This window comes from Mesorhizobium sp. M1399 (genome assembly GCF_040317735.1).
GTDB lineage: Bacteria > Pseudomonadota > Alphaproteobacteria > Rhizobiales > Rhizobiaceae > Mesorhizobium.
The window spans coordinates 118,439-139,643 of sequence record NZ_JAMYKZ010000014.1; the positions used below are offsets into that span (position 1 = coordinate 118,439).

The 21,205-nt window shown below is 62.2% G+C and carries 25 protein-coding genes; 16 read left to right on the forward strand and 9 right to left on the reverse strand.

Annotated features, from left to right (window positions below; genetic code table 11):
* Positions 1 to 9: 9 nt before the first annotated feature.
* The 3 genes from NKH05_RS24185 to NKH05_RS24195 form a co-directional block, all read right to left on the reverse strand.
* Positions 10 to 369, reverse strand: coding sequence for a tRNA-binding protein (locus NKH05_RS24185; protein WP_023719186.1), 360 nt, complete (start codon positions 367 to 369; stop codon positions 10 to 12).
* Positions 370 to 375: 6 nt separating this feature from the next.
* On the reverse strand, positions 376 to 876 hold the full coding sequence (locus NKH05_RS24190) for a type III secretion system chaperone family protein (RefSeq protein WP_023678420.1): 501 nt from the start codon (positions 874 to 876) through the stop codon (positions 376 to 378).
* 329 nt (positions 877 to 1,205) lie between these two features.
* The gene (locus NKH05_RS24195) at positions 1,206 to 1,508 is read right to left on the reverse strand and encodes an accessory factor UbiK family protein (protein ID WP_023719187.1); all 303 of its coding nucleotides are present in this window, start codon (positions 1,506 to 1,508) and stop codon (positions 1,206 to 1,208) included.
* Positions 1,509 to 1,638: 130 nt separating this feature from the next.
* Between NKH05_RS24195 and lgt the strand changes: the two genes are divergently transcribed.
* The 6 genes from lgt (at position 1,639) to NKH05_RS24225 (ending at position 7,548) form a co-directional block, all read left to right on the forward strand.
* On the forward strand, positions 1,639 to 2,490 hold the full coding sequence (gene lgt / locus NKH05_RS24200; protein ID WP_352496092.1) for a prolipoprotein diacylglyceryl transferase: 852 nt from the start codon (positions 1,639 to 1,641) through the stop codon (positions 2,488 to 2,490).
* Entirely contained in the window at positions 2,487 to 3,575 is a 1,089-nt protein-coding gene (locus NKH05_RS24205; protein ID WP_353026260.1) for a class I SAM-dependent methyltransferase, read from the forward strand. The genes lgt and NKH05_RS24205 overlap by 4 nt, the downstream gene beginning before the upstream one ends.
* A gap of 169 nt (positions 3,576 to 3,744) precedes the next feature.
* The gene (gene pgeF / locus NKH05_RS24210; protein WP_023719190.1) at positions 3,745 to 4,533 is read left to right on the forward strand and encodes a peptidoglycan editing factor PgeF; all 789 of its coding nucleotides are present in this window, start codon (positions 3,745 to 3,747) and stop codon (positions 4,531 to 4,533) included.
* On the forward strand, positions 4,533 to 5,684 hold the full coding sequence (locus tag NKH05_RS24215) for a M24 family metallopeptidase (RefSeq protein ID WP_023678425.1): 1,152 nt from the start codon (positions 4,533 to 4,535) through the stop codon (positions 5,682 to 5,684). The genes pgeF and NKH05_RS24215 overlap by 1 nt, the downstream gene beginning before the upstream one ends.
* Positions 5,685 to 5,738: 54 nt before the next feature.
* Complete coding sequence (locus tag NKH05_RS24220; RefSeq protein WP_023719191.1) at positions 5,739 to 6,359, forward strand: hypothetical protein; 621 nt, start codon at positions 5,739 to 5,741, stop codon at positions 6,357 to 6,359.
* A gap of 253 nt (positions 6,360 to 6,612) precedes the next feature.
* Positions 6,613 to 7,548, forward strand: coding sequence for a ribose-phosphate pyrophosphokinase (locus NKH05_RS24225; protein ID WP_023678427.1), 936 nt, complete (start codon positions 6,613 to 6,615; stop codon positions 7,546 to 7,548).
* A 99-nt stretch (positions 7,549 to 7,647) separates the two neighbouring features.
* Here NKH05_RS24225 and NKH05_RS24230 read toward each other — a convergent pair whose 3' ends face one another.
* The gene (locus NKH05_RS24230; RefSeq protein ID WP_023719192.1) at positions 7,648 to 8,529 is read right to left on the reverse strand and encodes an AraC family transcriptional regulator; all 882 of its coding nucleotides are present in this window, start codon (positions 8,527 to 8,529) and stop codon (positions 7,648 to 7,650) included.
* Between the two features lie 129 nt (positions 8,530 to 8,658).
* On the opposite strand from NKH05_RS24230, the gene NKH05_RS24235 reads away from it, so the two are divergent.
* Entirely contained in the window at positions 8,659 to 9,900 is a 1,242-nt protein-coding gene (locus NKH05_RS24235; RefSeq protein ID WP_352496090.1) for an MFS transporter, read from the forward strand.
* A 100-nt stretch (positions 9,901 to 10,000) separates the two neighbouring features.
* On the opposite strand, the gene NKH05_RS24240 is transcribed toward NKH05_RS24235, so the two are convergent.
* Positions 10,001 to 10,678: an ArsR/SmtB family transcription factor gene (locus NKH05_RS24240; protein WP_352496089.1), complete on the reverse strand. Its 678-nt coding sequence runs from the start codon at positions 10,676 to 10,678 to the stop codon at positions 10,001 to 10,003.
* Between the two features lie 94 nt (positions 10,679 to 10,772).
* On the opposite strand from NKH05_RS24240, the gene NKH05_RS24245 reads away from it, so the two are divergent.
* From NKH05_RS24245 to NKH05_RS24280, 8 genes are all read left to right on the forward strand, one after another.
* Complete coding sequence (locus NKH05_RS24245; RefSeq protein ID WP_023719195.1) at positions 10,773 to 11,267, forward strand: DUF2938 domain-containing protein; 495 nt, start codon at positions 10,773 to 10,775, stop codon at positions 11,265 to 11,267.
* Between the two features lie 254 nt (positions 11,268 to 11,521).
* The gene (locus NKH05_RS24250; RefSeq protein WP_023719196.1) at positions 11,522 to 12,166 is read left to right on the forward strand and encodes a 50S ribosomal protein L25/general stress protein Ctc; all 645 of its coding nucleotides are present in this window, start codon (positions 11,522 to 11,524) and stop codon (positions 12,164 to 12,166) included.
* 23 nt (positions 12,167 to 12,189) lie between these two features.
* Positions 12,190 to 12,915, forward strand: a complete 726-nt coding sequence (gene pth / locus NKH05_RS24255) for an aminoacyl-tRNA hydrolase (RefSeq protein WP_352496088.1) — start codon at positions 12,190 to 12,192, stop codon at positions 12,913 to 12,915.
* A 3-nt stretch (positions 12,916 to 12,918) separates the two neighbouring features.
* Entirely contained in the window at positions 12,919 to 13,482 is a 564-nt protein-coding gene (locus tag NKH05_RS24260) for a hypothetical protein (RefSeq protein WP_352482088.1), read from the forward strand.
* 77 nt (positions 13,483 to 13,559) lie between these two features.
* Positions 13,560 to 14,663: a redox-regulated ATPase YchF gene (ychF, locus tag NKH05_RS24265; RefSeq protein WP_023719199.1), complete on the forward strand. Its 1,104-nt coding sequence runs from the start codon at positions 13,560 to 13,562 to the stop codon at positions 14,661 to 14,663.
* A gap of 214 nt (positions 14,664 to 14,877) precedes the next feature.
* Positions 14,878 to 15,852, forward strand: a complete 975-nt coding sequence (gene corA / locus NKH05_RS24270; RefSeq protein WP_023719200.1) for a magnesium/cobalt transporter CorA — start codon at positions 14,878 to 14,880, stop codon at positions 15,850 to 15,852.
* Between the two features lie 135 nt (positions 15,853 to 15,987).
* Positions 15,988 to 16,449: a MaoC family dehydratase gene (locus tag NKH05_RS24275; protein ID WP_023719201.1), complete on the forward strand. Its 462-nt coding sequence runs from the start codon at positions 15,988 to 15,990 to the stop codon at positions 16,447 to 16,449.
* Complete coding sequence (locus NKH05_RS24280; protein ID WP_023719202.1) at positions 16,446 to 16,916, forward strand: MaoC family dehydratase; 471 nt, start codon at positions 16,446 to 16,448, stop codon at positions 16,914 to 16,916. The genes NKH05_RS24275 and NKH05_RS24280 overlap by 4 nt, the downstream gene beginning before the upstream one ends.
* 43 nt (positions 16,917 to 16,959) lie before the next feature.
* On the opposite strand, the gene NKH05_RS24285 is transcribed toward NKH05_RS24280, so the two are convergent.
* From NKH05_RS24285 to petA, 4 genes are all read right to left on the reverse strand, one after another.
* Positions 16,960 to 17,505, reverse strand: coding sequence for an adenine phosphoribosyltransferase (locus NKH05_RS24285; protein ID WP_023719203.1), 546 nt, complete (start codon positions 17,503 to 17,505; stop codon positions 16,960 to 16,962).
* Between the two features lie 214 nt (positions 17,506 to 17,719).
* On the reverse strand, positions 17,720 to 18,592 hold the full coding sequence (locus NKH05_RS24290; RefSeq protein WP_023719204.1) for a cytochrome c1: 873 nt from the start codon (positions 18,590 to 18,592) through the stop codon (positions 17,720 to 17,722).
* Between the two features lie 89 nt (positions 18,593 to 18,681).
* Positions 18,682 to 19,983 carry a cytochrome b gene (locus NKH05_RS24295; RefSeq protein ID WP_352516104.1) on the reverse strand — a complete coding sequence of 434 codons (1,302 nt, stop codon included), beginning with the start codon at positions 19,981 to 19,983 and terminating at the stop codon, positions 18,682 to 18,684.
* A gap of 16 nt (positions 19,984 to 19,999) precedes the next feature.
* Positions 20,000 to 20,560, reverse strand: coding sequence for a ubiquinol-cytochrome c reductase iron-sulfur subunit (gene petA, locus NKH05_RS24300; protein ID WP_023719206.1), 561 nt, complete (start codon positions 20,558 to 20,560; stop codon positions 20,000 to 20,002).
* A 280-nt stretch (positions 20,561 to 20,840) separates the two neighbouring features.
* Between petA and NKH05_RS24305 the strand changes: the two genes are divergently transcribed.
* A complete protein-coding gene (locus tag NKH05_RS24305; RefSeq protein ID WP_023719207.1) occupies positions 20,841 to 21,185 on the forward strand; it encodes a cupin domain-containing protein in 345 nt (114 codons plus the stop codon).
* The last annotated feature ends 20 nt before the right edge of the window (positions 21,186 to 21,205 follow it).

Genomic DNA, 21,205 nt, shown 5'->3' on the forward strand with positions numbered 1-21,205 from the left:
AAACCGCAGTTAGAATAACCTGCCGCCGTCCGGCACCTTACGCTCGATCGCGCCGAGGACGACGGCGCCCTCTTCATCGGGAAAACCGAGCGTCAGCACTTCCGACATGAATGGCCCGATTTGACGCGGCGGGAAATTGACCACCGCGAACACCTGCCGGCCGATCAGGCTTTCAGGTGTATAGTATTTCGTGATCTGGGCCGAGGATTTCTTCACCCCGATCACGGGACCGAAATCGATTTTCAACTTGATCGCCGGCTTGCGCGCCTCGGGAAAAGGCTCGGCCTCGACGATCGTGCCGGCGCGGATGTCGACGCGGTCGAAATCGGCGAAGCTGATCTCGGGTTTTCTCGCGTTGCTCGAACTCATCGATGATCAGGCGTTTCCGTAGGTTTCGAACAGCACGCCGGCGAGCGCGTCCTTGGCCGAAGTCCCCGACCAGACGACGAACTGGAAGGCCTGAAAATAGCATTCGCAGGCTTCCAGCGCCGACGACAGCAGCACCTCGACCTGCTGGCTCGACGGCTCAACCCCACCGGCCAGCAGCAGCGACTGGCGGAACATGATGGCGCCTTCCTGCTCCCAGAGGTCGAAATGGCCAAACAGCATCTGCTCGTTGATCAGCGAAAGCAGCCGCATCACCTCGAGCGCGCGCGCCTCAGGCACCTTGATGTCGAAAGCGCAGGCCAGGTGCAGCGCCTCGTAGTCCTCCATCCAGGAGAATGAAACGTGGTAGTCGGTCCAGCTTCCGGCAACCGAGATCGAGATCTCGTCGTCGCCGGCACGCTCGAAGGACCAGTCGTTGTTGTGGGCCACCTGCTCGATAACATCCACCGGATGGATTTCGCGGGAGAATTCGAGTTCGAGAAGTTCCATGAAATGCTTCCTGTCGTTCTGGGAGCGCCACCACACGCTCCGCGGGAGAGGCACACTCGAACAATTCTGTCTAGAACTCGGACGGCCAGGACTTCGTCAACGCAAAGACCCCGGACCGGACCCCACCGCCCGGCGCATGACCCTGCTCCGAATCATGCAACAAATTCAGTCTATTGATCGGGAGTCGCGTGACCAGCCCAATTTTTCGCACTGCGTTATTCGCATGTGGAAAGGCGCTGTCGGAAAGATCCACGCAGTACCGGTAAGCGATTCACGACAAAGCGCTTTTTGCGATCCGGCTTTGTGGAAAAGTTTAACGAATATTTTTATTATTTTTTTGCACGCGGCTTTGCCGAAGCCGCAGGCGCCGCCTGCCCGGTCATTTCGGCGAGCTTGGCCTCGAGCGCCTCGATGCGAGCAGCGAGGCGGGTGTTTTCTTCCCTGGCCTTCGCCGCCATGTCGCGAGCGGCCTCGAATTCCTCGCGCTGCACGACGTCCATAGAGTTGAGTATCCGCTCGGCCTGGCCCCTGAAGGCGGTCTCCACCTCGCGCCGCACGCCTTGCGCGGCACCGGCTGCGTCGGTCATCAGCTTGGCGAATTCATCGAGAATGCGGTTCGGTCCGGTCGCCATGGCAAATCCTCGCTTGGTCGAATTGACGTAGTGGCGCACGATGCGGAATGCAAGCATATGCTCGCCTTGACCCTGCCAAAACCCTGCCGCATGGTCCGCGCCCGAACCTGACCGGAACCGGGAGACCCTGTTGAGCGAATATTTGCTGCCGCTGGCTGCCCTGCCCTTCCCCAACATCGATCCAGTCATCGTCCGGATCGGACCGCTGGCGGTGCATTGGTACGGCGTCGGCTACATCGTCGGCATCCTGTTCGCCTGGTGGTATGCCAAGCGCCTCGTCACCAACCCGAAACTCTGGCCCGACGGCACCCTGCCGATGAAGCCCGTGGATCTCGACGACTTCATCGTCTGGGCGGCCATCGGCGTGGTGCTCGGCGGACGCACCGGCTACGTGTTGTTCTACGACCTGCCGCGTTACATCGCCAATCCGCTCGATATCGTCGCCGTCTGGCAGGGCGGCATGTCGTTTCATGGCGGCCTGCTCGGCGTCATTCTCGCCATGACGCTGTTTTCCCGGTCGCGTGGTATCCGCACATGGTCGCTGTTCGACGTTGTTGCCGCCGGCGTGCCGGTGGGGCTTGGCCTCGTTCGCCTGGCAAACTTCATCAATTCCGAACTATGGGGCCGACCGACCGACGTTCCATGGGCATTCGAATTCCCCAATGGCGGCCCATTTGCGCGCCATCCGAGCCAGATCTACGAGGCGCTGCTCGAAGGGCTGGTGTTGTTCCTTGTCCTGCGCTTTCTCACTCATTCGCGGCTCAAGCTGAAGACGCCGCGCTTCGTCGGCGGCGCCTTCATTGCCGGCTATGGCGCCTCGCGCGTCTTCGTCGAATTCTTCCGCGAGCCCGACCAGCAGCTCGGCTATCTCCTTGGCACGAGCTGGCTCACCATGGGCATGGTGCTGTCGCTGCCGATGGTGCTGGCCGGCATCTGGGCGATGGCTACAGCCAAGCCGGTGACAAAACCGCAGCCCGCATGACGCCGCTGAAGACCCGCATCGCCGAGCTGATCGGTGCGGTGGGACCGATCCCCATCAGCGAATACATGGCGCTCTGCCTGTTCGATCCGCAGGACGGCTATTATACGACACGCGAGCCGTTCGGCGCCGCCGGCGACTTCGTCACCGCGCCGGAGATCAGCCAGATGTTTGGCGAGCTGGTCGCCGTCTGGCTCTACCAGGCATGGCTGGCGATCGGCCGGCCGACGCCGGTCGCCATCGCCGAAATAGGCCCCGGCCGCGGCACGCTGATGAGAGATATGCTGCGCACGCTTTCGCGGCTCGATCCGACGCTTACCGCCAGCGCATCATTCGCCTTGATCGAGACCAGTCCGCGGTTGACCGAGGTCCAGAAACGGACGCTTGCCGGGACGTCGGCCACCATCGCCTGGAATGAAACCATCGACACACTACCGCAGGGGCAGCTTCTGATTGTTGGCAACGAGCTGTTTGACGCGGTGCCTATTCGCCAGTTCGTCCGCGCCGGAGCCGGCTGGCGCGAACGGATGATCGGTCTCGACGATGCGAACCAGCTTCGCTTTTTCGTCGGCGCCGGCTCGCTCGACCCGATGCTGCTGCCGGAGGATGCCGAGAATGCGCCGCAAGGTGCGATCGTCGAGGTGGCGCCAGCCCGCGCCGCCCTGATGGCGGCCATCGCCGGGCGACTTGCCGGATTTGGCGGCGCCGGCCTGTTTCTCGACTACGGTCACCTCCAGCCCGGCATCGGCGACACCTTGCAGGCCTTGCGCAAGCACGGTCATGAGGACGTGCTGGCGAATCCGGGGGAGGCCGACCTCACCGCCCATGTCGATTTCGCTGCCCTCGCTGCAACCGTTCGGGCACACAGCCTCGATGCCCACCTCTCCACGCAAGGTGAATTCCTGCTCAAGATGGGGCTTCTCGAACGAGCTGGCCGGCTCCGCGCCAATGCCGATGAGGCAGCTCGTGAAAAGATCGCGGCCGACGTCGAGCGCCTCGCCGGTCAGCAGGCGATGGGCGAGCTCTTCAAGGTGCTTGCCATCCTTCCTCCCGGCATTGCCGTTCCGCCGTTCGCAAGCGCGGATTGACTTTTCGCTGTCGCCTCTACCACTCTCCCCTCTCCGGCTGCGCCCGACATCAACTGCACTCGCCTTCAACTGCGCCCGCCTTCAACTCGCCTACCTTCAACTTGCCTACCTTCAACTCGCCGCCTTCAACGCGCTTGACGAAATCGCCCATACGGACAACAAAGCCGCCATGCTGAATCAGACCAAACCGGATCCCGTTCGGTCGCCCTTGCTGGAAACGGCGCAAGGCATCCGCCACGGCTACTTCACACGCGTCGGCGGCATTTCCAGCGGCATCTACCGGGGCCTCAACATCGGCACCGGATCGAGCGACGACCAGACGCTGGTGCGCGAGAATCGCCGCCGCGTCGCCGAATGGATGGGCGTGGCGGCAAGCCATCTGCTGACTGCTCATCAGGTTCATTCGCCGGACGTCGTCATCGCCAGGGAACCTTTTGCCGGCGAGCGTCCCAAGGCCGACGCCATCGTCACCGACCGGCCGGGCATTGCCATCGGGGCCTCGACCGCCGATTGCGGACCGGTCCTCTTCGCTGACGCCGAGGCGTGCATTATCGGAGCCGCCCATGCCGGCTGGAAAGGCGCTTTCACGGGAGTGCTGGAAAACACCATCGCGGCAATGGAAAGCCTCGGCGCCCGGCGTGACCGCATCGTCGCAGTGCTCGGTCCTTCCATCGGCCCACAGAATTACGAAGTCGGACCGGAATTCGTCGCCCGCTTCGTCGACGCCGATGCCGGTAATGCCCGCTATTTCGCGCCCTCCGCAAATGCCGGACACGCGATGTTCGATCTCAACCGCTACACGGTCGACCGGCTGACCAAGGCTGGCGTCAATGCCGAAGGGCTCGGCCGCTGCACCTATGCCGAGGAAGAGCTTTTCTACTCCTATCGGCGCAGCACGCATCGCAACGAGCCCGACTACGGACGGCAGGTTTCGGCAATCGTTTTGGAGACTGACTGATGGCGCTGCATTTCGAACGCTCGGAATTCGACGCGCGGCGCGATCGACTGATGATCGAGATCGCCGAAAAGAAGCTCGACGCCGTCCTGCTGTTTGCGCAGGAAAGCATGTATTGGCTAACCGGCTACGACACGTTCGGCTTCTGCTTTTTCCAGTGCCTGGTGGTCAAGGCCGACGGCTCGATGGTACTGCTGACGCGTTCGGCCGATTTGCGCCAGGCACGCCACACCTCGATCATCGACAACATCGTTTTGTGGACGGATCGCAACGGCGCCAATCCGGCGGTCGACCTGCGCAATTTGCTCAACGAGCTTGACCTGCTCGGCGCCCGCATCGGCGTCGAATACGACACCCACGGCCTGACGGCATATAATGGCCGGCGCCTCGACGAGCAGTTGCAGACCTTCGGGCAGATCGCAGATGCCTCTGGCATTGTCAGCCGGCTGCGGCTGTTCAAGAGCCCGGCCGAAATCGCCAAGGCGGAAAAAGCCGCAAATCTGGCCGACGACGCGCTGGACGCAGCACTGCCGCTGATCAAGCAGGGCGGCGATGAGGCGCTGATCCTCGCCGCCATGCAAGGCGCGATCTTTGCCGGCGGCGGCGATTATCCGGCCAACGAGTTCATCATCGGCTCGGGCGTCGACGCCCTGCTCTGCCGCTACAAGGCCGGTCGCCGCAAGCTCACCAAGAACGACCAGCTGACACTCGAATGGGCCGGTGTCTTCCATCACTACCATGCGGCAATGATGCGCACGGTGTTGACCGGCAAGGTATCGAAACGCCACCAGGAATTGTTCGATGCCGCCCGCGCCGCGCTACTTGCAGTCGAGAAGGCGATGACACCTGGTAATACGTTCGGCGACGTGTTCGACGCCCATGCCCGCACGCTCGAAGCCCACAATTTGACCAAGCACCGGCTCAATGCCTGCGGTTATTCGCTCGGCGCCCGCTTCACCCCGTCCTGGATGGATATGCCGATGTTCTATCAGGGTAATCCCGAACCGATTGCGCCGAACATGACGCTGTTCGCCCATATGATCATCATGGACTCCGAAACCGAAACGGCGATGACCCTTGGCCGCACCTACCTGACGACCGAATCCCAGCCGAAGCCGCTGTCCCGCCATGATCTCGACTTGATCGTGCAGTGAATCCATAATGGAAAAAGTGTGAGGGGCGTTCGTCGGCAAGGAGTTTTCAGGCTAATGAGACGATCGCATGTGACGACCGTGTCATTGCTCGCGGCGCTGGCGCTGGCGGCTTGCACCAATGCGAAGGACGTTCTCGAACCCTCGGCCATCGCCCCGCAATCGACCCAATCCCTGCCCGGAGCCGGCGGCGCCGCAACGCCCCCCTCAACTGCGGCGCCGTCTTCCGGCACCGCGCCAACTGCAGATACAGCGCAGCCTCCGGCGGCAGCAGCCGTGCCGCCCGCCAAAAGCGCCGCTGCCATTGCGCGAACCCGGCTGCAGGTGGCGCCGATCGTCGGCGCCTCGGTAGAAGCCGCGACACCGCTGACCGCCGAGCTTCAGACACGCGCCAGGCAGCGTGGCATCACCTTGGCCGGCAGCACCGACCAGACCCCAACGCACGTGCTCAAGGGCTATTTCTCGACCATGACGGAAGGCAAGGACACCACCGTCATCTATGTCTGGGACATCTATGACCCGGCCGGCAACCGGCTGCATCGCATCAACGGCCAGCAGAAGGCGCCCTCCGTGGGTGGCGGCGAAGGCTGGGCGGCGGTCGCGCCGGCGACCATGCAGGCGATTGCCGACCAGACAATCGACCAGTTCGTCACCTGGCTTGGCGGCGGCGCCGGCTGACCTGGAGCATGATTCCGAAAAGTGGAATCCGGTTTTCGGAAAAGAGCATGCTCAGACTGAAAGATAGAAGCTATCCCGATTCTGTCGGCATCGAAGTAGACCTATCGCCGCATCGTCAAGCCGTAAGCGATTATTGAGATTAGCCGGCGGATTCCCATTCACGACGCTTGCAATACCGGCGCGGGCCGCTAAAAGCCCGACTAAGAGGCTGGAGTGCTATCGGAGTCTCTCAATCCTTCGCCAGGAACGGTGCATGAAGCTCTTCGCGGGCAATTCCAACAGGGTGCTGGCCGAATCAGTCGCCCGCTACCTCAACATTCCGCTGGGCAAGGCCAGCGTCAGGCGCTTCGCTGACCAGGAAATCTTCGTCGAGATCCAGGAGAACGTGCGAGGCGAGGACGTCTTCATCCTGCAGTCCACCTCGTTCCCGACCAACGATCATCTGATGGAACTGCTCATCATGATCGACGCCTTCATGCGCTCCTCGGCCAAGCGTATCACTGCGGTTATTCCTTATTTCGGCTATGCCAGGCAGGACCGCCGCGCCTCCGGCCGCACACCGATCTCGGCCAAGCTGGTAGCCAACATGATCACGCGGGCGGGCGTCAACCGGGTGCTGACGCTGGATCTGCATGCCGGGCAAATTCAGGGCTTCTTCGACATCCCGACCGACAATCTGTTTTCCGTGCCGGTGATGGCGCGTGACGTGAAGGCGAAATACAAGCAGCTCGCCAATGTCATGGTGGTGTCGCCGGATGTCGGCGGCGTGGTCCGCGCCCGTGCCCTCGCCAAGCGCATCGATGCCCAGTTGGCCATCGTCGACAAGCGTCGCGAGCGCCCCGGCGAATCGGAAGTCATGAACGTCATCGGTGACGTGCGCGGCAAGGATTGCCTGTTGATCGACGACATCATTGATTCGGGCGGCACGCTATGCAACGCGGCCGATGCGCTGCTTGCCGACGGCGCCACCAGTGTCACCGCCTATACTACCCATGGCGTTTTGTCCGGCGGCGCCATCGCCCGCATCGGCGCCTCGAAACTGCAGGAACTGGTCATCACCGATTCCATCCAGCCGACCCAGGCAGTGCTGGACGCCGCCAATATCCGCGTCATCTCCATCGCCGAACTGATGGGCGAGGCGATCTCCCGCACGGCAACCGAGGAATCGGTGTCGAGCCTGTTCGATTAATACATGTCGCGCAAAAGTGAGCAGCGGTTTTGCGACAACGACATGCATAAAACAAGACCCTAAAGCGCGTCGCATGAGACCGGTCGAACGCGACGCGCTTTAGGGCTGCGACTCAGGCCGAGCCGGACCGCTTATTCGCCGCACACCTTCACCAGCATCACGGGCGCCGCGCATGTAACCGCGTGGCGAGGCTCCCAGCATGCGCTTGAACATGGTGATGAACGCCGGCACGCTGTCATAGCCGAGATCGAGCGCCACCCTTGTGATCGGCTCGCCGTCGGCCAGCCGTGGCAGCGCCGCGAACAGACAGGCCTGCTGGCGCCAAGTCGACAGCGACAATCCGGTCTGGCGATGAAAGGCGCGGGTGAAAGAGCGGCGGCTCATGCCGACGATAGCGGCCCATTCATCGATCGTCGCGTGCGGTGACGGTGCCGAGACGAAGCGCCGGCACAGCGCTGCCAGCCTTGCGTCGGACGGGAACGGCAGTCCGAGTGGCCGTTGCGGCAGGTTCGGGATTTCGTGCAGCAGGAGCTTCATGATCAGCCCGCCCCGCCCCTCCAGCTCGGCGCCCTGCGGCAGCTTTTCCGATTCCACGATCAGGCTGTGCATCAGGTCGGTGATGCCGACGACGCGCAACCCGTCCGGCAGGCCGGGAATGGCCTCCGGCATCACATAGACGGAGCGCATGCTGACGTCGCCCAGCATCTCAACCGAGTGTTCGGTGCCGGCTGGGATCCACATCGCGTGGTCGGGGGGCACCATCCAGCGCCCATGCCGCGTCGTCACCAGCACGACACCGACCAGCGCGTGCAGCAACTGGCTGCGGCTGTGATGGTGCCGCGGCACGTGATAGCCGTCCGGATATTCGGTCGGCAGCGCCACCGCCGGCCCGACGGCCTGCTCCAGCCATTGCCAGCGACGCTCATGCAACAGCCCAAGATCGGTATCGCCCGCTCTGAACATTTCCCTGCCATGCGGCATCAGCTATGGCCCACTTGCGAAACTATTGGACCAAACCACGAAAGAAGTCGCGTGACAAGCAACGTATAAGGCAGCCGGCCCATAAGACCGCCTGCGGGAGCGCCCGCCAAAAAGACCACGGAGCCTGCCTTGACCGATACCACAGCAACCGCCGACGCCAAGCCGGCAGCGGCCAGCCACATTTCAGCTCAGGCGACGGCCTTCACCGTCATCCTGGCGGTGAGCTTCTGCCATTGCATCAACGACATCATGCAGTCGCTGCTGTCGGCGATCTATCCGCTGCTGAAGGACAATTACGGTCTCGATTTCTGGCAGATCGGCCTTTTGACTTTCACCTTCCAGGTGACGGCATCCTTGCTGCAGCCGGTGATCGGCATGATTACCGACAAGCGGCCGATGCCGTATTCGCTGCCCTACGGCATGGCCTCTTCGTTGATCGGCCTGGTCGTGCTGGCCTATGCTGGACATTACTCGCTGCTCCTCATCGGCGCCTCGCTGATTGGCATTGGCTCGGCGATCTTCCACCCGGAATCCTCGCGCATCGCGCGCTTCGCCTCTGGTGGCAGGTTCGGCCTGGCACAGTCGCTGTTCCAGGTCGGCGGCAATTTCGGCCAGGCCATGGGGCCGCTGCTGGCAGCCTTCATCGTCGTGCCCTTCGGCCAGACCAGCATCGCCTGGTTCGCCGGCGGCTCGCTGATCGGCATCATCGTGCTGTGGCAGGTCGGCGGCTGGTACAGCCGCCTGCGTGCCGCGCAGAGCACCCGCAAGGCGGCAGGCTTCGTCTCGCCCTTCCCGCGCCGCAAGGTGATGGGAGCGCTGCTGGTGCTGACACTGCTGGTACTGACCAAGAACGCCTATATTTCCAGCCTTGCCAGCTATTACACCTTCTATTCCATCCATAAATTCGGCGTTTCGGTGCAGATGTCGCAAGTCATGCTGTTTCTGTTCCTCGGCGCCTCGGCCCTGGGCATCCTGCTCGGCGGCCCGTTCGGCGACCGCTACGGGCAGAAGGCGATGATCTGGTTCTCGATCGTCGGCGTGCTGCCCTTCACCCTGGCCCTGCCCTATGCCAATTTCGAGTGGACGATGGTTCTCACCGTGCTGATTGGCCTGATCCTGTCCTCGGCCTTCTCGAACGTCGTCGTCTTCGCGCAGGAACTCGTGCCCGGCCGGGTCGGCATGATCGCCGGCATCTTTTTCGGCTTCGCCTTCGGCATGGGCGGCATCGCGGCCGCCGTGCTTGGCGTCGTCGCCGACATGAAAGGCATCGATTTCGTCTTCCAGGTCTGCTCGTATTTGCCGCTACTCGGGCTGCTGACGGTTTTTCTGCCTAACATGAAGGAAGCGAGGAAGGTGACCACGGTCGGGTGAAGCCCGGGTTCGGTTTCTAAGCGAATCCCCTCTTCCGACGCGCCCGTCCAGCCGCCTGCGGTTATTTGGGCCAGGCCCGGCGACGCCGATTTGGCGGCCGTCAGCCGCTTTCGTAGTTCGTTCCCTCTACACCCAGGCCTGCAGCTGCCCACTCGGGCAAGCCGCCTTCGAAACGGCGCGAGGCCCAGCCTCGTGCCCTCAGGATTGCCAAAGCGTCGGCCGACAGAACGCACTGGACCCCACGACAATAGGCGACAACGACCTTCTCTCGTGGAAGCTCCGCAAGCCGCTGCTCCAGCTCATCAGCGGGAATGTTGATCGCACCCGGCAAATGCCCCGTCGCGAATTCGTTCTGCGGCCTGACATCGAGCAGCACGACTTCGTCGTTTCGCATGCGGCGCACGAGTTCCTCGCGCGAGATGTTTTCCAGCCTGTCCGGCTGGCTAATGCTGTCGTTGATAAACTCACGGATCTGCTCGCGTCTATGGTTTGCAAGGCTTCGCAGCGCCGCGAACACGTTTTCGATTGGGACATCTGCAAGCCGGTACAGAACGCGTTTTCCGTCTCGCCGGGTCTGCACCAGGCCCGCTCGCTTGAGATGTTGAAGATGCTGCGACGTATTCGCCAATGCGATCCCCGAAAGCTGCGTCAGCTGCTCGACGGCCAATTCGCCATCGGCAATGTGACGCAGCAGAACCAGCCGGTGGGCATGCCCCAAGGTGCGGGCGAGATCCGCTACTTCGTCGAAGATCGGGTGGTGAACGTCCGTGCTTTTCATTTGACTTGGCTAGCATTAATCAATCAATCAATCAATATGTTGAATGATTGATTCTAATTGGTTAATGTCTGACGGGTGAAACAGGAGAGCAAAAATGTTGGAGTTCGTTGTCCGTGCGGCCGTCATTGGTATCGGCGCGACAGCCCTGATGGACCTTTGGGGATGGTTTCTGAAGCGAATGCTCGCGATTCCATCGCTTGATTACGCCTGGGTCGGCCGCTGGATCGGACACTTTCCGCGTGGCCGTTTCGCGCACGCGAATATCGCGCAAGCTGCTCGCGTTCGCGGCGAAACCGCCATTGGATGGAGCGCACATTACGCGACCGGCATCGTATTTGCCGCGGCGCTGATTGGAGTGTGGAGCCTCGACTGGGCACGGCACCCGACAGTGCTTCCGGCCCTGTTGGTCGGCGTCTGCACCATCGTCGCCCCGTTCTTCGTGATGCAACCGGCTTTTGGGATCGGCATCGCGGCTTCGAAAGTTCCCAATCCGCGCACTGCGCGCCTGCGCAGCCTTATGACCCATCTGTCCTTTGGCGTCGGACTGTACATTGCAGCATTGCTTTCGGCACTGCCGTTTCCGGCCTGACATTGATGGGACACGGTCCGTCCCTGGGCACCTTCCGCCCCGCTTGCACCTCGCGCCGCCTTCCGCTATAGAGCCGCCACCCGCGTAGACACCCTTGGAGGCAACGCGGCGGAAGGCCGCCTTCCCGCATGATCCCGAAAAGTGGATTCCGGTTTTCGGACCAGGTCATGCGTTAGCTATGTCGGCTTTCGACGTTTACGGCCCCGGCACGTTGCCGGCCGCGAACGCTCCAGAACAACGCGAAAGGAAATGCCATGAGCCACGATACTTACGAGCTCAAGGCCGAAGCGCGCGAACAGGTCGGTAAGGGGTCCGCCCGTGCAGTTCGCCGCAACGGTAAAGTGCCTGCAGTGATTTACGGCGACAAGCAGCCTCCCCTGGCGATTGCGCTGACCTATAAGGACATCTACTACAAGATCCATGGCGGCGGGTTTCTGACCACGGTCGCCACGATCGATGTCGACGGGAACAAGATCCAGGTTCTGCCCAAGGACTTCCAGCTCGACCCGGTCAAGGATTTCCCGGTCCACGTCGATTTCCTGCGCATCGGCAAGGACACCGAAGTCAATGTCGACGTGCCCGTGCACTTCATCAATGAAGACAAGTCGCCCGGCATCAAGCGCGGCGGCGTGCTCAACATCGTGCGCCACGAGGTCGAATTCCACTGCCCGGCCAATGCGATCCCGGATTTCATCACCATCGATCTCACCGGCACCGATATTGGCGATTCGATCCACATTTCGGCCGTCACCTTGCCGGCCGGCGTCAAGCCGGTGATCTCCGACCGTGACTTCACCATCGCGACCATTGCCGGCTCCTCGGCGATGAAGCCGGAGGCCGTAGAAGAGACGACTGAAGCGGCTGCGCCCGAAGCGGCTCCTGCCGCCGAAGAGAAGTAACCCCTTCCCGCCCGGAGGCGACGATGCTTGTCTTTGCAGGCCTCGGCAATCCGGGCGCGAAATACGCCAACAACCGGCACAATGTCGGCTTCATGGCGGCGGACGCGATCGCCCGCCGCCATTCCTTTTCGCCCTGGTCGAAGAAATTCCAGGGGCTGATCGCCGAAGGCACGCTTGCCGGCGACAAGGTGATCCTGATCAAGCCGCAGACCTTCATGAACCTGTCCGGCCAATCGGTCGGCGAAGCCTTGCGCTTCTATAAGCTCGGCCCTTCGGCGCTGACTGTCTTTTATGACGAGATCGACCTTGCCGCCGGCAAGGTTCGGGTCAAGGTCGGTGGCGGTTCCGGCGGCCACAACGGTATCCGCTCGCTCGACCAGCACGTCGGCAAGGATTTTCGCCGTGTGCGCATCGGCGTCGGCCACCCCGGCGTCAAGGAAATGGTGCACGGCCATGTGCTCGGCGATTTCGCCAAGGGCGACCGCGAATGGCTGGACGTGCTGCTCGACGCAATCGCCGATGGTGCCGGATTGCTTGCCAAGGGCGACGACAATTCGTTCATGAATCGCGTGACGCTGGCGCTGCGCGAGAAGCTCACGCCGACGGGCGACGACGACCGCCCGCCACCCAAGGCGCCAAAGGTGCAAAGCCATGTCCGCCAGGCGCGGCCGCAGCAGCCAGCGGCCAAGCTGCCCGAAACCGGCCCGATGGCGGCGATGCTGAAGAAGCTTTTTGGCGGCAAGGACTGAGCCATGAATATGGATGACGTCCAGCAATTGGTTCGCCGCGTAAGGCAGAAGTATGTTGATTATTTCGTCGCCGCTGCCGGCGAACTTGCTCGCAACGGCCAAGGATCGCATGCGACCGAGGTCAAGTTTTCGAACGTCGATTCCTTCTATCGAAATCTCATCGCGGTTGATTTCGTCGGCAATGACGGACAGCCAAATCCGCAGTTCATCAATAGCGATACCTATGTGAAATTCTCTCCGGATATTCACGCCGGGATCGGTGGAATGGATGTCCTCATCTCACCGTTCAAGTGGGACGAGGTTCATTTCAAATTCCCCGTAAATGAGCTTGACGGCGATCTCTTCGACGAATGGTTTCGCGGCTGGTTCGATATCGATGGCGAGCGTGAAACATCGGAGACCGTAGGAAGCATCATTCACAGTGCGCAATTGCTCGAGGGGCAACTGACGATCGATTTCGGAACCGCGGATGTCGACGCGTTCTGGCATCTTCTGCAAATACTGAGCAGGTCCGGCGTTCACGCGTTGGCGATAGGCACCGATGACATCGCGCAGCGTCTGAATTGAATTGCGCCTTGACGATCGTCGGCGCTTTCGCCCATAGCCCTGATCAAATTTCGATTTCCCGATAGGACCAGACAAAAATGGGTTTCAAATGCGGCATCGTTGGCTTGCCCAATGTCGGCAAGTCGACGCTCTTCAATGCGTTGACCAGGACGGCGGCGGCACAGGCCGCCAATTATCCGTTCTGCACCATCGAGCCGAACACCGGCGAGGTGGCGGTGCCCGACCCGCGCCTGCAGAAGATCGCCGCGATCGGCAAGTCGAAGGAGATCATCCCGACGCGCATCTCGTTCGTCGACATTGCCGGCCTGGTGCGCGGCGCCTCGAAGGGTGAAGGGCTGGGCAACCAGTTCCTCGCCAACATCCGCGAGGTCGACGCCATCGTCCATGTGCTGCGCTGTTTCGAGGATGACGACATCACCCATGTCGAGGGCCGCATCGATCCTGTCGCCGATGCCGAGACCGTCGAAACCGAATTGATGCTTGCCGACCTCGACAGCCTCGAGCGCCGCATCGTGCAGATCCGCAAGCGTGCCGCCGGCAAGGACAAGGAGGCAGCGACCGTACTTCCCATGATGGAAGCGGCGCTTGAACTACTGCAGGCCGGCAAGCCCGCCCGCATCCTGCTCAACGGCATCTCGGCTGAGGATCTGCGCATCCTGCAGGGACTGAACCTTTTGACGTCGCACCCGGTGCTTTACGTGTGCAACGTCGCCGAAGCCGATGCCGCCATCGGCAACGCCCATACCAGGGCGGTCGAGCAGATGGCGGCCGCGCAAGGTGCCCGCACCGTTGTGATTTCGGCGGCGATCGAGGCCGAGGTCGCCCAGCTCTCGGACGAAGAGGAAATGGAATTCCTGGCAACGCTCGGCCTGGACGAACCCGGCTTGAACAAGGTCATCCGCGCCGGCTACGAGCTGCTGCAGCTCATCACCTACTTTACCGTCGGGCCGAAGGAGACACGCGCCTGGACCGTGAACAAGGGCGCCAGGGCGCCGCAGGCGGCAGGCGTTATCCACACCGATTTCGAGCGCGGCTTCATCCGCGCCCAGACCATCGCCTATGACGACTTCGTCAGGCTGGGCGGCGAAGTGGCGGCTAAGGAGGCCGGCAAGGCGCGCGACGAAGGCAAGGAGTATGTCGTCCAGGACGGCGACATCATGCTGTTCAAGTTCAACACCTGACCAGGCGAGGGAGCCCAGCGGCCACCATTGCCGCCGCTCGATGCCAAACTTCAAAGCAGGGGTCGCGGTGCCTCTTGCGCTGCTTGACGGGCCGTCGTGCGGGGTCTAAGGGGCCTTTGCACCGGCCTCGCGCCTCACCTGCCCGTGTCCGTGCGATCTGACTGACGCGCCCCTCCAACGAACGCTCTTTGGCAACAGCAAGGGAGACCCGGCGATGATCAAGGCCTTCGTCGTCGACAATGATCGCCTGCGCCTGGTCGACGATCTCCTGCAGAACAGCGACACTGTGGTCTGGGTCGACCTCTTCAACCCGACAAAGGAAGAAGAGACGACAATTGAGACCTGGCTCGGCATCGCCGTTCCGACCCGCGAAGAGATGGAAGAGATCGAGATCTCGAGCCGTCTCTACGTCGAGGACGGCGCCTACTTCATGACCGCCATTCTGCCTGCGCAGACCGAGGTGGACGATCCGTTGATGTCGCCGGTTACCTTCGTGCTCGCCGGCAGCAGGCTGATCACCGTGCGGTACCACGAACCGAAGGCGTTTAAGACCTTTCCGCAGCGCGCCGAGAAGGTGGCGACCGGTTGCACCAGCGGCGACACCATCCTGATCGGACTACTGGAGGCGATCGTCGACCGCCTCGCCGACATTCTGGAGCGCGCCGGCCGCGACGTCGAGGCGATCTCGCGCGACATCTTCGAGGCACGCTCGACCAAGGTTTCCAAGCGCAACCGCGACTTCCAGGAGCTGTTGAAAGGCATTGGCCGCAAGGAGGATCTCGCCTCCTCGGTCCGCGACAGCCTGATCTCGCTGCAGCGCCTTGCCGGCTTCCTCGCCCATGCCTCCACGCAGACCAGGATGAGCAAGGATACCCGCGCCCGCATCAAGACCTTGTCGCGCGATGTGCTGTCGCTCGCCGACCACGCCACGTTCCTGTCGCAGAAGATCAGCTTCCTGCTCGACGCGACGCTCGGCATGATCTCGATCGAGCAGAACGCCATCATCAAGATCTTCTCCGTCGCCGCTGTCATCTTCCTGCCGCCGACGCTTGTCGCTTCAATCTACGGCATGAATTTCGACATCATCCCCGAGCTCAAATGGCACTTTGGTTATCCCTTCGCCATCGGCATGATGGTGCTTTCGGCAATCCTGCCCTTCTGGTATTTCCGCCGCCGCGGCTGGCTGTAGGGTCATCAATACCTCCGCTGCGGCTTGGGCGCCGCAGGCTGGCGCACTAGAAATTGCTTGACCAAATGCCGCGCTGCCTGCATCCGGGACCCCGACCCGCAGCGATCGTACAATCCTGAACAGGATTTCCAGACCATGACCGCAAAGACCTGGGCTTATGAGGATTTTGTCGAGGGCGCTTCGCTCGACCTCGGCACCAAGCTGGTAAGCGCCGCCGAAATCATAGAATTCGCCGGCGAGTTCGATGCCCAGGCGATGCATCTCGACGAGGCTGCGGGTAAGGCCAGCATCCTCGGCGGGCTGGCGGCTTCGGGTTGGCACACCTGCGCCATGTTCATGCGCATGCTGTGCGATGCCTTCCTGCTCGACTCGACCTCCCAGGGCGCGCCAGGCGTCGACCAGGTCAAATGGAAACGGCCGGTCCTGGCCGGCGACCTGTTGAGCGGCAGCACCACCGTCCTTGCCAAGCGCCTGTCTAGATCGAAGCCCCGGCTTGGCCTGGTGACCATGCGCAGCGAGTTATTCAACCAGCGCGGCGAAGGTGTTTTCGAGCTCGAAAACGCCGTCATGTTCCTCACCCGCGAGGGCAGTGCGTGAGCCTCGACGAATTCTTCTGCATCGGTATCACCGTCACGCTCGGTTCGCATCGATTCGAACCGGAGGCGATCAAGGCGTTCGCCCGCAAATACGATCCGCAAGTTTTCCACATCGATGAAGAGGCGGCGAGGAACAGCATATTCGGCGGGCTCTGCGCCTCGGGCTGGCACACCGCCGCCACCTGGATGAAATTGAACCTCCAGGCTGGCATAGAGGCAGAGGTCGCCCGCTGGCCCGGCCCCGGGCCGGTGCCGGAATTCGGCCCCTCGCCCGGCTTCAAGAACCTCAAATGGCCCAAACCTGTCTATGCCGGGGAAACCGTGACTTTCACCCGCACGGCGCTGGCCCACCGCCCCATTGCCTCGCGACCGGGCTGGCGGCTGCTGACGCTCCGCTCAGAGGCCTTCGATTCGACGGGCGACAAGGTGATCGAATTCGAAAGTGCCGTGCTGGTGAAGGTGGGGTGAGCGGAATTCTTCCCTTCTGCCACGGGGGAGAAGGAAGAAACGCTCAATGCCCCTCAAACCCGATCAGCGTCCTCACCGGCACGCCGAGCCCCTCTAACCTCTCGCGGCCGCCAAGGTCCGGCAGGTCGATGACGAAGCAGGCGGCGAGAATGTCGGCGCCGATCTGCCGCAATAGCTTGACGGCCGCCTCCGCCGTGCCGCCGGTGGCGATCAAATCGTCGACGAGGATTACCTTCTCGCCCGGAGAAACACCGTCCTTGTGCATCTCCATCTCGTCCAGCCCGTATTCCAGGCTGTAGGCGACGCGCACCGTCTCGTAAGGCAACTTGCCCTTCTTGCGGATCGGCACGAAGCCGGCTGAGAGCTGGTGGGCGATGGCGCCGCCGAGGATGAAGCCGCGCGCCTCGATGCCGGCGATCTTGTCGATCTTCAGGCCGGCATAGGGATGCACCAGTTCGTCGATCGCGCGGCGGAAGGCCCGCGCATTGCCGAGCAGCGTGGTGATGTCGCGAAACAGGATGCCCGGCTTGGGATAATCCGGAATGGTGCGGATCGCGGCAAGCAGCGTCTCTTCGAGCGAGGACTTCATCAAGCGGCTCTCCGGGCCATTCAGATTCGGCTAAAGACGTGAAAGGAATTGGCCAATCGTAACCCGGTGCAGCCAAGTCCGGCTACCGCCATGTGACGCCTGACGGAAAATTGTCCGGCAAAGGGCCTTGTTCAGCGCCGGCTGCGATGAATCGACATGCCTGCAATGAAAAGGGCGCCTTTCGACGCCCTCGCATTCTCTTATATCGCAGGGCTCAGTGCGCCACGCCGGCCCACACCTTGCGCTTGGTCAGGTAGACCAGTGCGCCGAACAGCAGCAGGAAGACCAGTACGCGAAAGCCGGTCTTCTTGCGGTCCTCGAGGTGCGGTTCTGCCGCCCACATCAGGAAGGCCGACACGTCGCGAGAATACTGGTCGACCGTCTGCGGCGCCCCGTCATCATAGGTAACCTGGCCGTCGGAGAGCGGCTTCGGCATCTTCAGCGACACGCCGGACAGGAAGTACGGATTGTAGTGCGTGCCTTCTGGTATGACCATGCCCGCCGGCGGCTGTTGGTCGTAGCCGGTCAGCAGCGAGTGGATGTAGTCGGGGCCGCCCTGGGCATATTGCGTAAAGATGTCGAACACGAAGCGCGGGAAGCCGCGCTCGACGCCGCGCGCCTTGGCCAGCAGCGACATGTCGGGCGGTGCTGCACCGCCATTGGCCGCCGCCGCCGCTTCCTCGTTGGGGAACGGCGGCGGAAAATGGTCGGACGGCTTGCCGGGACGATCGAACATGTCGCCGGCATCGTTCGGGCCGTCATGGATCGTATATTCGGCCGCCAGCGTCTTGATCTGCGCATCCGAATAGCCAAGGCCTTCCAGCGTACGGAACGCCACCAAATTCATCGAATGGCAGGCCGAGCAGACTTCCTTGTAGACCTTGAGCCCGCGCTGCAGCTGGGCCTTGTCGTAGGTGCCGAATGGCCCGGCGAAGCTCCAGTCCATTTCCTTCGGTTCGTCAATCGGGAAATGCGTCGGCGCCGCCTCATTGTGCGCCTCTTCCTGGGCGCTCGCTCCAGTGCCTGTGGCCCCAATGCCCGCGGCCACAAGGCCAAGCAGCGCCAACGAGGCGAGAATCTTCTTCATGCCATATCCCCTTGAGATTCTCTGACGCGCGGTCATCGTCCCGAGCATGATCTTGTCCGAAAACCGGTTTCCACTTTCCGGGATCATGCTCAGCCTTTGGTTTCCGGCGCGGCCGTGGCGCCGGCAGGATGTCCACCGCCACCCTTGTTCTTCTCGAGCACCGCCTCGGTGATCGAATTCGGCAGCCGCCGCGGCGTCTCGATCAGCCCAAGCACCGGCAGCGCTACCAGGAAGAAGGCGAAGTAGAACAGCGTCGCCATCTGCGCCATGAACACATAGCTGCCCTCGGCCGGCTGCGAGCCCAGCCAGCCGAGCAGGATGGCGTCGGCCATGAACAGCCAGAAGAACAGCTTGTACCAGGGCCGGTAGACAGCCGAGCGCACCTTCGAGGTGTCGAGCCACGGCACCAGGAACAGCATTACAATCGCGCCGAACATGCAGAGCACGCCGCCGAGTTTGGAGTTGATGGGCCCGATATTGAAGGTGATGGCGCGCAGGATCGCGTAGAACGGCAGGAAGTACCATTCCGGCACGATGTGGGCCGGCGTCTTCAGCGGGTTGGCCACGGTGTAATTGTCCGGATGGCCGAGATAGTTCGGCAGGTAGAACACGAAATAGGCGAAGACGAACAGGAACACGATCATGCCGAACCCGTCCTTGATGGTCGCGTAAGGCGTGAAGGCGAGCGTGTCGGTCTTCGATTTGACCTCGATGCCGGTCGGATTGTTCTGGCCGACGACGTGAAGCGCCCAGATGTGCAGCACGACGACGCCGGCGATCATGAACGGCAGCAGGTAATGCAGCGCAAAGAAGCGGTTCAACGTCGGATTGTCGACCGCGAAGCCGCCGAGGAGAAGCTGCTGGATCCAGTCGCCAACCAGCGGTATGGCGGTGAAGAAGCCGGTGATGACGGTGGCGCCCCAGAAGCTCATCTGGCCCCAAGGCAGCACATAGCCCATGAACCCGGTCGCCATCATCAGCAGGTAGATGATGCAGCCGAGGATCCACAGCAGCTCGCGCGGCGCCTTGTAGGAGCCGTAGTAGAGGCCACGGAAGATATGGATGTAGACGGCGACGAAGAAGAACGACGCGCCGTTCGAATGCAGGTAGCGCAGCAGCCAGCCCGAATTCACGTCGCGCATGATCTTCTCGACCGAATCGAAGGCGAGAGTGCTGTCGGCCGCGTAGTGCATGGCCAGCACGATACCCGTCAGGATCTGCGCCGCCAGCATGAGCGCGAGGATGCCGCCGAAGGTCCAGGCATAATTCAAATTGCGCGGCACCGGATAGGCGATGAAGCTGTCATAGACCAGCCGCGGCAGGGGCATGCGCGAATCGAACCAGCGTCCGATGCCGGTCTTGGGCGTATAGGTCGAGTGTCCCTCGCTCATCGAAATATCCCTTGCCTCAGCCGATACGGATCTTGGTGTCGGAAATAAACTGGAACACCGGTACCGCCATGTTCTCGGGTGCCGGCCCCTTCCGGATGCGGCCGGCGGTGTCGTATACGGAACCGTGGCACGGGCAGAACCAGCCGCCGAAATCGCCTTCCTGGCCGAGCGGGATGCAGCCGAGATGGGTGCAGACCTGGACCATCACCATCCACGCTTCCTTGCCCGGCGTGGTGCGGTTGGCGTCGGTCGCCGGCGCGTCGGCCGGCAAATTGGCATTGCGGGCAATTGGATCCTTGAGCTCGGCGAGATTGACCGCCTCGCCGTCCTTCATCTCTTGCTCAGTGCGGTTGCGCACGACCACCGGCTTGCCCCGCCACTTCACAACGAGCGACATTCCTGGCGTCAGCGAAGAGACGTCGACCTCAACCGAGGCAAGGGCCAGCGTCGAGGCATCCGGACGCATCTGATCGATGAACGGCCAAGCGACGGCGCCCGCGCCGACCACCGCGGCCATGCCGGTGGCGACGTAGAGAAAATCACGACGGTTGGGATCCTGGGTGTCGGTTGCGCTCACGGGTGCCTGATCCTTTCGCCTCTTCCATGCCGGCGGCCGAGCCTTGTTCCCGCTCAATCGCGCCGGCCCGACAGCGCATGGCGAACAGGCTAGCGAATTCCTCCGGCATTTGGGACTTGGGTTTATGCGTGAAGCCTGTTTTTGTCCAGACGGGTGAAGGCACAAGGGCAGATTGTCGCGGGGACGGAATTTGCCCGATGGAATGACTGGAAAATCGCAGGAAAACCAAACGACTGCGTTCGCCTCGACAGCGGGCGCTGGCGCGGTTTATCCTCGCCCTATGGCGCATGTTATAGACCGCGACAAATGGGCCGAAGCGCCCGACCACTGGCAGGGCGAGTTGCAGTGCGGCGCCTACGGCTCCAACAGCTGCCTGATCTTCAACTACCTGCCTGAGATCGGCGGCGGCCCCAGGCTGCACAGCCATCCCTATTGCGAGATTTTTATCATCCGGACTGGGACCGGCCTGTTCACCGTCGGCGACCGGCAGATCGAGGCCACATCCGGCCAGATCCTGATCGTACCGCCGGACACGCCACACAAATTCACCAATCTCGGGCCAGGCCCGCTGGAAACCACCGACATACACGAGAACGGCAGCTTCATCACCGAGTGGCTGGAATAACGCCTCCCAAACCGATTCCG

Excerpts from the sequence above, each read along its gene's own strand:
- corA (WP_023719200.1), top strand. The coding sequence starts at position 14,878 with ATGATCAAGGCCTTCGTCGTCGACAATGATCGCCTGCGCCTGGTCGAC.
- NKH05_RS24230 (WP_023719192.1), bottom strand. The coding sequence starts at position 8,529 with ATGCCGCATGGCAGGGAAATGTTCAGAGCGGGCGATACCGATCTTGGG.
- NKH05_RS24305 (WP_023719207.1), top strand. The coding sequence starts at position 20,841 with ATGGCGCATGTTATAGACCGCGACAAATGGGCCGAAGCGCCCGACCAC.
- NKH05_RS24215 (WP_023678425.1), top strand. The coding sequence starts at position 4,533 with ATGGCGCTGCATTTCGAACGCTCGGAATTCGACGCGCGGCGCGATCGA.
- NKH05_RS24195 (WP_023719187.1), bottom strand. The coding sequence starts at position 1,508 with ATGGCGACCGGACCGAACCGCATTCTCGATGAATTCGCCAAGCTGATG.
- NKH05_RS24260 (WP_352482088.1), top strand. The coding sequence starts at position 12,919 with ATGAATATGGATGACGTCCAGCAATTGGTTCGCCGCGTAAGGCAGAAG.
- NKH05_RS24295 (WP_352516104.1), bottom strand. The coding sequence starts at position 19,983 with ATGAGCGAGGGACACTCGACCTATACGCCCAAGACCGGCATCGGACGC.
- pgeF (WP_023719190.1), top strand. The coding sequence starts at position 3,745 with ATGCTGAATCAGACCAAACCGGATCCCGTTCGGTCGCCCTTGCTGGAA.
- NKH05_RS24290 (WP_023719204.1), bottom strand. The coding sequence starts at position 18,592 with ATGAAGAAGATTCTCGCCTCGTTGGCGCTGCTTGGCCTTGTGGCCGCG.
- NKH05_RS24275 (WP_023719201.1), top strand. The coding sequence starts at position 15,988 with ATGACCGCAAAGACCTGGGCTTATGAGGATTTTGTCGAGGGCGCTTCG.
- NKH05_RS24225 (WP_023678427.1), top strand. The coding sequence starts at position 6,613 with ATGAAGCTCTTCGCGGGCAATTCCAACAGGGTGCTGGCCGAATCAGTC.
- pth (WP_352496088.1), top strand. The coding sequence starts at position 12,190 with ATGCTTGTCTTTGCAGGCCTCGGCAATCCGGGCGCGAAATACGCCAAC.
- NKH05_RS24205 (WP_353026260.1), top strand. The coding sequence starts at position 2,487 with ATGACGCCGCTGAAGACCCGCATCGCCGAGCTGATCGGTGCGGTGGGA.
- NKH05_RS24245 (WP_023719195.1), top strand. The coding sequence starts at position 10,773 with ATGTTGGAGTTCGTTGTCCGTGCGGCCGTCATTGGTATCGGCGCGACA.
- NKH05_RS24185 (WP_023719186.1), bottom strand. The coding sequence starts at position 369 with ATGAGTTCGAGCAACGCGAGAAAACCCGAGATCAGCTTCGCCGATTTC.
- ychF (WP_023719199.1), top strand. The coding sequence starts at position 13,560 with ATGGGTTTCAAATGCGGCATCGTTGGCTTGCCCAATGTCGGCAAGTCG.
- NKH05_RS24285 (WP_023719203.1), bottom strand. The coding sequence starts at position 17,505 with ATGAAGTCCTCGCTCGAAGAGACGCTGCTTGCCGCGATCCGCACCATT.
- NKH05_RS24240 (WP_352496089.1), bottom strand. The coding sequence starts at position 10,678 with ATGAAAAGCACGGACGTTCACCACCCGATCTTCGACGAAGTAGCGGAT.
- NKH05_RS24250 (WP_023719196.1), top strand. The coding sequence starts at position 11,522 with ATGAGCCACGATACTTACGAGCTCAAGGCCGAAGCGCGCGAACAGGTC.
- NKH05_RS24220 (WP_023719191.1), top strand. The coding sequence starts at position 5,739 with ATGAGACGATCGCATGTGACGACCGTGTCATTGCTCGCGGCGCTGGCG.
- NKH05_RS24190 (WP_023678420.1), bottom strand. The coding sequence starts at position 876 with ATGGAACTTCTCGAACTCGAATTCTCCCGCGAAATCCATCCGGTGGAT.